This window comes from Cellulomonas sp. (assembly GCF_036279715.1).
In the GTDB taxonomy this organism is placed as follows: Bacteria; Actinomycetota; Actinomycetes; order Actinomycetales; family Cellulomonadaceae; genus Cellulomonas_A.
Map to the genome: position 1 here is coordinate 1 of NZ_DASUIR010000073.1, position 9,100 is coordinate 9,100.

Below are 9,100 nucleotides of genomic sequence, written 5' to 3' on the forward strand. Positions count from 1 at the left end.
CGCGAGGGTCGCGACGTAGCCACCGACGGCGACGAGCGTGGCCAGGACGGCTGTCAGCACAGCCCGCGTGGAGACCTGCACGCGCTACCGGGCCCGACGTCGGCCCGAGCCGACGGTCGCAGCCGCGCGCAGCCGACGGCGCGACTGAGCGCGCGTCTGACCACGAGATGCGGTCGCGAAGAGGAGGAGGGAAGCCGGCACAGGCTGATTCTCGCATCCCTGCGGGCGCTCAGTGGCGGGTCTCCGCCCCCTGGACGAGGCTCCGAGGCCGATGTCGTCGCGATACCGTGGCACCACTCGTTCCCAAGGAGGTCCCGCCAGTGGCAGATCTGCTGCTGCTCACGTCCGCCTCCGGTGGCTCCGCGCAGGTCCTCCCGGCGCTGGGGCTGCTGTCGCACCGCATCCGGGTCCTGCCCGTCGAGCCGTCGGCGCTCGTCGACGCCCCCGATGCGGACATCGTCGTGCTCGACGCGCGGCGTGACCTCGCGATCGCGCGGACGACGTGCCGGGTCCTGCGCGCGAGCGGGCTGACCGTGCCCCTCGTCCTGGTCCTCACCGAGGGCGGTCTCACGGTCGTGACCGCCGAGTGGGGCGCGGACGACATCGTGCTCGAGAACGCGACGCCCGTCGAGGTCGAGACCCGGTTCCGGCTCGTCATGGAGCGGGCCGCGGTCAAGGGTGTGGCCACCGAGCCGCAGGAGATCATGGCGGGCGAGCTCGTCATCGACCCCGGCGGGTACTCGGCCCGCCTGCGCGGGCGCCCGCTCGACCTCACGTACAAGGAGTTCGAGCTGATCAAGTACCTCGTGCAGCACCCGGGCCGGGTGTTCACCCGGGCCCAGCTGCTCCAGGAGGTCTGGGGCTACGACTACTACGGAGGCACCCGGACCGTCGACGTCCACGTCCGCCGGCTGCGCGCCAAGCTGGGTCCCGAGCACGAGCAGCTCATCGGGACCGTGCGGAACGTCGGCTACCGGTTCGACCCCCCGAAGGATCGTCGCGCGGCCGCAACCAGACCGACGTCGTCCGACCCCGAGTCGGGCGACCCGTCGGAATCTGACCCCGAGATCGTCGGCGACACCGCTGCGCTCGCGACGGACGTCCCCCGCACCGCCTCGGTCGCAGGCGGCTGAGCGGTGCACCCCGTCGCCATGAGCCGGTAGGTTCGCTGTGATGAACGTCGACGCCTCCACCCTGCTCATCGACGGGCCGTGGCGACACCAGTTCGTGCCGGCGAACGGCGCACGCTTCCACGTCGCGATCGCGGGGCCGGACGACCACGACGCACCGCTCGTGGTCCTGCTGCACGGGATGCCCGAGTTCTGGTGGGCGTGGCGTCACCAGCTGCCCGTCCTCGCCGCCGCCGGCTACCGGGTCGCCGCCATGGACCTGCGCGGCACGGGCGCCTCCGACAAGCCCCCGCACGGTTACGACGTGCCGACGCTCGCCCGCGACGTCGCCGGCCTCGTCCGCTCGCTCGGGGCGGACCGTGCCGTCGTCATCGGCACGGGCACCGGCGGCGAGATCGCCTGGGCGATGCCCGCGATCGCGCCCGACGTGACCTCAGCCATCGCCGTGCTCGGCTGCCCGCACCCCCTCCAGGCCAGGGCCGAGCCGCTGGGCTCGCTGCGTCTACGGGCCGCGCGCCACATCGCCTACTTCCAGCTCCCCTCGCTGCCCGAGCGGGCGATGGCGAGCTCCGACCTGGTCGTCCGGCTCCTGCGCGAGTGGGGCGCGCGCGGCTGGACGACGCCGGAGATCGAGGACGTGTACCGCCAGGCAGCGCGGGTGCCGTTCGCGGCGCACTCCGCGATGGAACGCTCCCGCTGGCTCGTCCGCTCGGCCCCGCGCGTCGACGGTCAGCGCTACCTCAGTGCGCTCCGGGCCGCGCCTGCGGTGCCGGTCCTGCAGCTCCACGGCGGCGAGGACGGGTGCCGCCCGGCGGCCACCGCCGCGGCGTCGGGGCGGCTGCTCACCCGGCTCGGTGCGGGCTACCGGTTCGAGCTGATCCCGGACGCCGGGCACTTCCTGGCCGAGGAGGCCCCCGACCGCGTCAACGCGCTCCTGCTGTCCTGGCTGCGGGAGGTTGCGCCCGTCAGCCCTTGACGAGCGCCGCGGCCAGCACGGGGTCGGCCTCGCCGATGCCGTTCGACGGGCAGTCCGCAGCGATCGGGCACGCGCCGCACGCCGGGGTCCGGGCATGGCACGTGCGACGCCCGTGGAAGATCAGCCGGTGGGACGCCATCGTCCACTCCGCACGCTCGAGCAGCACCATGAGGTCCTGCTCGACCTTGACCGGGTCCTCCTCCGTCGTCCAGCCCAACCGGCGCGCAAGCCGCCCGACGTGGGTGTCCACCGTGATCCCGGGGATGCCGAACGCGTTGCCCAGCACGACGTTGGCGGTCTTGCGCCCGACCCCCGGCAGCGTCACGAGGTCCTCGAGCCGGCCAGGGACCCGACCGTCGAACCGTTCCACGAGGGCCTGCCCGATCCCGATGAGCGACTCGGCCTTGGCCCGGAAGAAGCCGGTGGGGCGCAGGATCTCCTGGAGGAAGGTGCGGTCCGCCTGCGCGTACGACAGCGCGTCCGGGTAGCGGGCGAACAGCTCGGGAGTCACCTGGTTGACCCGCACGTCGGTCGTCTGCGCCGACAGCACGGTCGCGACGAGCAGCTCGAGGGGGTTCGTGAAGTCCAGCTCGCAGTGCGCATCGGGGTAGCGCAGGCCGAGAAGGCGGTTGATCCTGCGGGCCCGACGCACCCGCGCCAGCTGGGTCTCGTCCTGCCACCGGCGCGTCGTCACGCCGTCAGCCTACGTGTGCGGCCCCACCCACTGCTCCCCTTGGGTGATCCTGACCCCGTCCAGGTGAGTGGGACTCAAGTCCCCCAGGCCCCGCGTCGAAGACCTGGACAAGCGTCCCTCACGTCGGGACGAACTCCTTCCGACGGGACACGATGTGCTGGCGACCGAGAGGGTGAGGCTGTCCGAGCTTCGCAGCAGCCGGCGCGCCCTGCGCGCCGAACGCGCCCGGGTGACCTACTGGCGGCGCCTGGTGACCGCACGGATCGACCTCGCCCTGGCCTGTGCTGCCCCGCCCGACCAGCTGGGCCTCGACCTCACCCTGATGCTCGACGACTCCGTGCACGCGGCCCCGCCCGCGCACGCCGACCTCGACCGGCTGGTCCGGCACAGCCTGCCCATCACCGAGATCCACCACCTCGATGAGCTCTACCGGCTCGACGAACGTCTCGCGTCCTACCAGCGCGACCTCGACGACGTCCTCGCGTCCACCACGTCGAAGTTCATCGACCACCTCGCGCGTGACCCGCTGGCGGCGCTCACGGGACTCCCTGCCTCACCTTCGCCCAGGTGATGCGGCAGACTGTCACCGACAGTCGTTGCTGCAGCAGAAGGTAGGTTTCCCGTGGAGGACGACGTGGTGCTGTCTGCGCCACTGTTCGCGGAGATGGACCCCGAGAACTCGCGTGCGCTCATCGAGTCCATGAACCCCGTCTCGTTCGCTCGTGGCGATGTGCTCTTCCACGAGGGCGACCCCGGCGACCGCCTGTTCGTGATCCGCTCCGGCAAGATCAAGCTCGGTCGCCGGTCGAGCGACGGGCGCGAGAACCTCTTGTCGATCCAGGGTCCGGGCGAGATGTTCGGCGAGCTGTCGCTCTTCGACCCGGGCCCGCGCACCGCGACCGCGACAGTCGTCGCTGACGCAGAGCTCGTGGAGCTCGCCCACACGGACCTCGTCGCCTGGCTCGAGCTGCACCCGACCGTCGCCAAGCACCTGCTCAAGGCGCTGGCCCATCGGCTGCGCCGCACGAACGAAGCCCTCGCCGACCTGGTGTTCTCCGACGTGCCGGGTCGCGTCGCGAAGGCGCTGCTCGACCTGGCGACGCGGTTCGGCGAGCCGACGGACGAGGGTGTGCGGGTTGCCCACGACCTCACGCAGGAGGAGCTCGCTCAGCTCGTCGGCGCCTCCCGCGAGACCGTCAACAAGGCGCTCGCCGACTTCGCCGCGCGCGGCTGGGTCCGCCGTGAGGGTCGCGCCGTCGTGCTCCTGGACGCCGACCGGCTCGAGCGCCGCGCCCGCTGACCTGGGCGCGCGGCCGGGAGGGTCCCTCCCGGTCTGGTCGCGGACCGGCTAGACGAGCTCGACGACCAGCTCGATCTCGACGGGCGAGTTCATCGGGAGCACTGCGACACCGACGGCCGAGCGTGCGTGCACGCCCACGTCGCCCAGGACCGCCGTCAGCAGGTCGCTCGCGCCGTTGACCACGGCGGGCTGCCCGGTGAACGCGGGGTCGCTCGCGACGAACCCGACGACCTTGACGACGCGGGCCACGTTCTCGAGCCCGCCCGCGACCGACGCGACGGCAGCGAGGGCGTTGAGGGCCGCGAGGCGCGCGTACCCGGCGGCATCGGCGGGGTCGACCAGACCTGGCCCGGTGCCGACCTTGCCGCTCGCCGGCAGCGCGCCGTCGACGAACGGCAGCTGGCCCGACGTGTAGACGGTCGACCCGACGCGGAGCGCGGGCACATAGGACCCGACGGGCACGGCGACGGTCGGCAGGGTCAGCCCGAGCGCGTCGAGCCGGCCCTGGATCTCCCCCGCGGTGCTCACCGCTCGCCCGTGGGCCGCTTGAGGTAGGCGACCAGGCCCGCGTCGGGACCCTGGACGACCTGGACGAGCTCCCAGCCGTCGGCGCCCCACTGGTCGAGGATCGCCTTGGTGGCGTGGATGATCAACGGGATGGTTGCGTACTCCCAGGTGGTGGCCATGCGCCCCAGACTAGCGGGCCCCCATCGACAGCTCGCCCGCCGGGACGAGCTCAGCCCGCCACGAGCTGACCTCGGGACGACGCCGTAGGAGCGCTCTCCTCTCGCGTTCCGTCATCCCACCCCACACCCCGAAGTCCATCCGGTTGTCGAGCGCGTCGGCGAGGCACTCGAGGCGCACCGGGCATCCGGTGCAGACGGCGCGCGCATCGCGCTGCGCTGCCCCCTCGACGAAGAGCGCGTCCGGAGCAACCTTGCCGAAACCACATGCTGCCCCCGCAGCCCAATGAGCGTCCTGCAGCATGGTCACGCGCGTGCTCCTTCGCCCTGCCGCCGTCGGCCGAGACCGGCGCTCCCGTTGGCGCCTGGAGACGCCCTGCCCGGAACGTAGTGCCTCCGGGGTGGGTTGCGCGATCCTCCGATCGGGTCAATTCGGTGCAAGAGGAACACCCTGAACCCCCAGCAACCGGACCGATCGAGCACTGTGTGTGCAGGTCCGGTGCAGGTCGGGCGTCCCCCTGCACGACGGCAGGGCGTCGTCAGGCGTCTCCCGTACCCTACGAACATGGCTTATTCTCCGCGCGCACGAGGCCGCCAGGTCAACGCGTTCCAGGCACTCGCGCTGCTCCTGTCGTTCGCGCTCATCGCCGTGGTCGGCGGCGTCCTCGTAGGTGCCATGGTGCTGCCCGCGGTCGCGGTGGTGAACGGCACGACGAACCTCGCCGTCACGACGTTCGACAACCTGCCGACCGAGCTCGCGATGAAGCCGCTGTCGGAGAAGTCGACGATGCTCGCCGCCGACGGCTCCGTGCTCGCGACGTTCTACGCCGAGAACCGCGTGGTGGTTCCCATCGCCGACATCGCGCCGATCATGCAGAACGCCGTGATCGCGACCGAGGACAAGCGCTTCTACGAGCACGGCGGCATCGACCCCACCGGCATGCTGCGGGCGGGGGTCCGCAACATCCTTAACCCCAGCGCGACCGAGGGCGCCTCGACGCTCACGCAGCAGTTCGTCAAGAACACCCTCATCGAGGCCGCGCTCCAGTCGGGCGACTTCGCCGCGGCGGCAGCCGCCAAGGAGGCCAAGGGCGCCGAGGGGTACAGCCGCAAGCTCCGTGAGGCGAAGCTCGCGATCGCGCTCGAGAAGACCACGCCGAAGCAGACGATCCTCGAGGGCTACCTCAACATCGCGCAGTTCGGCATCAACCTGTACGGCATCGAGTCGGCCGCGAACCACTACTTCGGCAAGCACGCCTCCGAGCTGAACTACATGGAGGCCGCCACCCTCGCCGGCGTGACCCAGAGCCCCACCAAGTGGGACCCGGCCAAGAACACGGCCGACTCCGAGACCCGTCGCAACGTCGTGCTGCGCCTGCTCAAGGAGCAGGGGTACATCACGGTCGCGGAGTACACCGCCGGTGTCGCGACCCCCCTCGCCAGCATGCTGCACGTACAGGACACCAAGGTCGGGTGCATGGCCGCCAGTGCCGTCGTCCCCGGGTCCGGATACTTCTGCGACTACGTGACGAAGGTCATCGCCAGCGACCCGGCGTTCGGGGCCACGCAGACGGACCGCATCAACCTCCTCTATCGCGGCGGCCTGACCATCACGACAACGATCGACCCGCGCCAGCAGGCGATCGCCGACGCCGAGGTCAAGGCAGGCGTCCCGGTCGACGACCCGTCGGGCGTCGGGTCGGCCATCTCGGTCGTCGAGCCCGGCACCGGCAAGATCACGGCGATGGCCCAGAACCGGAACTACACCGCGACGCTCAGCCAGGTGGCGGGCGAGACTGCGGTCAACTACAACACCGACCAGGCCTATGGCGGGTCGACGGGGTTCCAGCCCGGCTCGACGTTCAAGCCGTTCACGCTCGTCGAGTGGCTCAAGCAGGGCCACAGCCTCAACGAGACGGTCGACGGAACCGTGAAGCCGCTCAACGAGAACATGTTCACGACCTGCGGAGCCAAGGGGCCGAACGTGCCCTGGAAGCCCGGCAACGCTGAAGGCAACGGTCACCAGATGTCGGTGCTGCAGGCCACGATGAACTCGGTCAACCTGGCGTACCTCGACATGGCCAAGCAGCTCGACATGTGCAACATCATGGCCGGGGCGAAGGATCTCGGTGTCCACACCGGGACCGGGAAGGACCCGTCGACCAACCCGTCGAACGTCATCGGCACAGACACGATCGCCCCGTTGACGATGGCCGCGGCCTTCGCCACGTTTGCGACCGGTGGCACCTACTGCGCACCGATCGCCATCACGAGCGTGCGCGACTCCGGCGGCAAGGAGCTGGCCGTGCCCCAGGCCGGCTGCCGCCAGGCGCTCGAGCCGCGCATCGCGAACGCCGTCAACTACGCGCTGAGCAACGTATGGCAGGGCACCGCGAAGGGCGTCCCCGAGCCACCGTTCACCTCGGCAGGCAAGACCGGAACGACCTCGCACAACGAGCAGACGTGGTTCGTCGCGTACACCCCGGTGCTCGCCGCGGCCGTGTGGGTCGGCGAACCCGACCAGGCCAACAAGCGGATGCAGGACATGACGATCAACGGCAAGCGGTACTACACGAACCACCAGGTGTACGGGTCGAGCATCGCTGCGCCGACGTGGTCGCGATTCATGACCCAGGCGCTCGCCGGCGTCTCGGTGCCGGGCTTCGCGGCGGTCGGGACCCTCGAGCTCAACGGTGCCCCGATCACGGTGCCGAACGTCGTCGGGCAGAGCGTCGACGCAGCCACGGCAACCCTCCAGGGCGCCGGCTTCAAGGTCAGCGTCGCGCCCGACCAGATCGCATCAACAGTGCCCGCTGGGTCGGTCGCCGCGCAGTCGCCTGGCGCCTTCGCCAAGGCCACGAAGGGCTCGGTCATCACGCTGCAGCTGTCGAACGGGCAACCGCCGGCGCCCGCGGTCGACCCGAACGCGCAGGTGCAACCGGTTCAGCCGGCTCCGCAGAATCCGAACCCTGGCAAGGGCAAAGGCTAGCCGTGACGGCACCCACCCCCGCCAGGACGCTCGGCGCCCTGGCCCTCGCGGGTGCGTCCGCACTCGCGTGGGCCACGCTCGTCGAGGTCCGCTGGTACGCCCTGCGTGAGGTCACCGTGCCGGTGCTGCCTGCCGGTCAGGCGCCGCTGCGCATCCTGCACCTCGCCGACCTGCACCTCACGCCCGGCCAGCGCCGCAAGATCGACTGGGTGCGTGACCTCGCGTCGCTCGACGCGGATCTCGTCGTCGACACGGGCGACAACTGGGCGCACCTCGATGCCATGCCGGCGCTCCTCGAGGCTCTCGAGCCGCACCTGGCCACTCCCGGCGCGTTCGTCATGGGCTCGAACGACTACGTCGCGCCGATGGCCAAGAACCCCGCCCGCTACCTGCTGCCCGACGCGCGGGACCGGCGGCCCGTCGAGTCCACCCACATGCCGTGGCGTGAGCTCGCGGCGCGGTTCACGAGCGCGGGCTGGACGGACCTCACGAACCGACGGGCTGCGATCGAGGTCGCGGGCCGCCGGCTCTCGCTCGTGGGGGTCGACGACGCCCACCTGGACCTCGACCGCTTCCCCGCCGCGGGCGGCCCCGACGACCCGCGCACGGGCCATGCCCCGGTCGACCTGCACCTCGGGGTGACGCACGCGCCCTACCGGCGCGTCCTCGACGCGATGCACGACGACGGCACCGACCTGATCCTCGCCGGGCACACGCACGGCGGCCAGCTCGCGCTGCCGTTCTACGGTGCTCTCGTCACGAACTGCGACATCGACACCGAGCGCGCCAAGGGACTGCACGGCTGGCCGGGCCCGCGGCCGGACGCTCCGGGCGGTGCCGGCTCGAGCTGGCTCAACGTGTCGGCCGGGCTCGGCACGTCGCCGTACGCGCCGGTCCGCTTCGCATGCCGTCCCGAGGCGACGCTGCTGACGCTCGTCGCCCGCCCGTCGGAGCCCTGATCCACGGACGTGTCGGGCGGCCGGCCGTCGGCGCTGGGACCCGGTTTCGTCGCAGGGGGTGACCTCGGCTATCCTGGGCACGCTCAACCGGGGTGTGGCGCAGCTTGGTAGCGCGCTTCGTTCGGGACGAAGAGGTCGTGGGTTCGAATCCCGCCACCCCGACCGGTGAGTGAAGGCCCCTGGCCTGCGGAGACGCGGCCGGGGGCCTTTCCCGTCGCTGCCGACAGCATTCGGCCCGCGGCCAGTCACCCCGAAACCCCCGGTGTCAGCGCGCGGGCGGCGGAGTCGTTGAGCACCAGCACGCACAAGGCGCGCGCCGCCGAGCTGCGCGGTCACGCTCGACAAGCACGCCACAACCTCGCCGAGATC

General features: G+C 71.4%; 10 protein-coding genes and 1 tRNA gene. 7 read left to right on the forward strand and 4 right to left on the reverse strand.

All coding sequences use genetic code 11. From position 1 onward, the window contains the following. The first annotated feature begins 320 nt into the window (after positions 1-320). On the forward strand, positions 321-1,133 hold the full coding sequence (locus tag VFW79_RS07730) for a response regulator transcription factor (RefSeq protein ID WP_329676732.1): 813 nt from the start codon (positions 321-323) through the stop codon (positions 1,131-1,133). A 40-nt stretch (positions 1,134-1,173) separates the two neighbouring features. Beyond that, complete coding sequence (locus VFW79_RS07735) at positions 1,174-2,106, forward strand: alpha/beta hydrolase (RefSeq protein WP_329676733.1); 933 nt, start codon at positions 1,174-1,176, stop codon at positions 2,104-2,106. On the opposite strand, the gene nth is transcribed toward VFW79_RS07735, so the two are convergent. Next, complete coding sequence (gene nth, locus VFW79_RS07740; protein WP_329676734.1) at positions 2,096-2,800, reverse strand: endonuclease III; 705 nt, start codon at positions 2,798-2,800, stop codon at positions 2,096-2,098. The two genes, VFW79_RS07735 and nth, sit on opposite strands and share 11 nt — an antisense overlap. A 172-nt stretch (positions 2,801-2,972) precedes the next feature. Here nth and VFW79_RS07745 point away from each other — a divergent pair, with 172 nt between their 5' ends. Both VFW79_RS07745 and VFW79_RS07750 read left to right on the forward strand, forming a co-directional pair. After that, the gene (locus tag VFW79_RS07745) at positions 2,973-3,371 is read left to right on the forward strand and encodes a hypothetical protein (protein ID WP_329676735.1); all 399 of its coding nucleotides are present in this window, start codon (positions 2,973-2,975) and stop codon (positions 3,369-3,371) included. A gap of 51 nt (positions 3,372-3,422) precedes the next feature. After that, positions 3,423-4,100 (forward strand): Crp/Fnr family transcriptional regulator, encoded by a 678-nt coding sequence (locus VFW79_RS07750; RefSeq protein ID WP_329676736.1) that lies wholly within the window; start codon positions 3,423-3,425, stop codon positions 4,098-4,100. Positions 4,101-4,148: 48 nt separating this feature from the next. On the opposite strand, the gene VFW79_RS07755 is transcribed toward VFW79_RS07750, so the two are convergent. From VFW79_RS07755 to VFW79_RS07765, 3 genes are read right to left on the reverse strand one after another with little or no spacing between them, the layout of a single operon-like run. After that, complete coding sequence (locus VFW79_RS07755; RefSeq protein WP_329676737.1) at positions 4,149-4,628, reverse strand: RidA family protein; 480 nt, start codon at positions 4,626-4,628, stop codon at positions 4,149-4,151. Then, entirely contained in the window at positions 4,625-4,786 is a 162-nt protein-coding gene (locus VFW79_RS07760) for a DUF4177 domain-containing protein (RefSeq protein ID WP_146192365.1), read from the reverse strand. Before VFW79_RS07760 ends, VFW79_RS07755 begins: the two co-directional genes overlap by 4 nt. A 10-nt stretch (positions 4,787-4,796) precedes the next feature. Continuing rightward, positions 4,797-5,087, reverse strand: coding sequence for a WhiB family transcriptional regulator (locus VFW79_RS07765; protein WP_109132383.1), 291 nt, complete (start codon positions 5,085-5,087; stop codon positions 4,797-4,799). Between the two features lie 261 nt (positions 5,088-5,348). Here VFW79_RS07765 and VFW79_RS07770 point away from each other — a divergent pair, with 261 nt between their 5' ends. From VFW79_RS07770 to VFW79_RS07780, 3 genes are all read left to right on the forward strand, one after another. After that, entirely contained in the window at positions 5,349-7,772 is a 2,424-nt protein-coding gene (locus tag VFW79_RS07770; protein WP_329676738.1) for a transglycosylase domain-containing protein, read from the forward strand. A 2-nt stretch (positions 7,773-7,774) separates the two neighbouring features. Then, positions 7,775-8,731, forward strand: a complete 957-nt coding sequence (locus VFW79_RS07775; protein WP_329676739.1) for a metallophosphoesterase — start codon at positions 7,775-7,777, stop codon at positions 8,729-8,731. Positions 8,732-8,819: 88 nt separating this feature from the next. After that, positions 8,820-8,893 (forward strand) — tRNA-Pro (locus VFW79_RS07780). The last annotated feature ends 207 nt before the right edge of the window (positions 8,894-9,100 follow it).

Coding starts and splice junctions, on each gene's coding strand:
- VFW79_RS07735 (WP_329676733.1), top strand. CDS start 1,174: ATGAACGTCGACGCCTCCACCCTGCTCATCGACGGGCCGTGGCGACAC.
- VFW79_RS07760 (WP_146192365.1), bottom strand. CDS start 4,786: ATGGCCACCACCTGGGAGTACGCAACCATCCCGTTGATCATCCACGCC.
- VFW79_RS07765 (WP_109132383.1), bottom strand. CDS start 5,087: ATGCTGCAGGACGCTCATTGGGCTGCGGGGGCAGCATGTGGTTTCGGC.
- VFW79_RS07770 (WP_329676738.1), top strand. CDS start 5,349: ATGGCTTATTCTCCGCGCGCACGAGGCCGCCAGGTCAACGCGTTCCAG.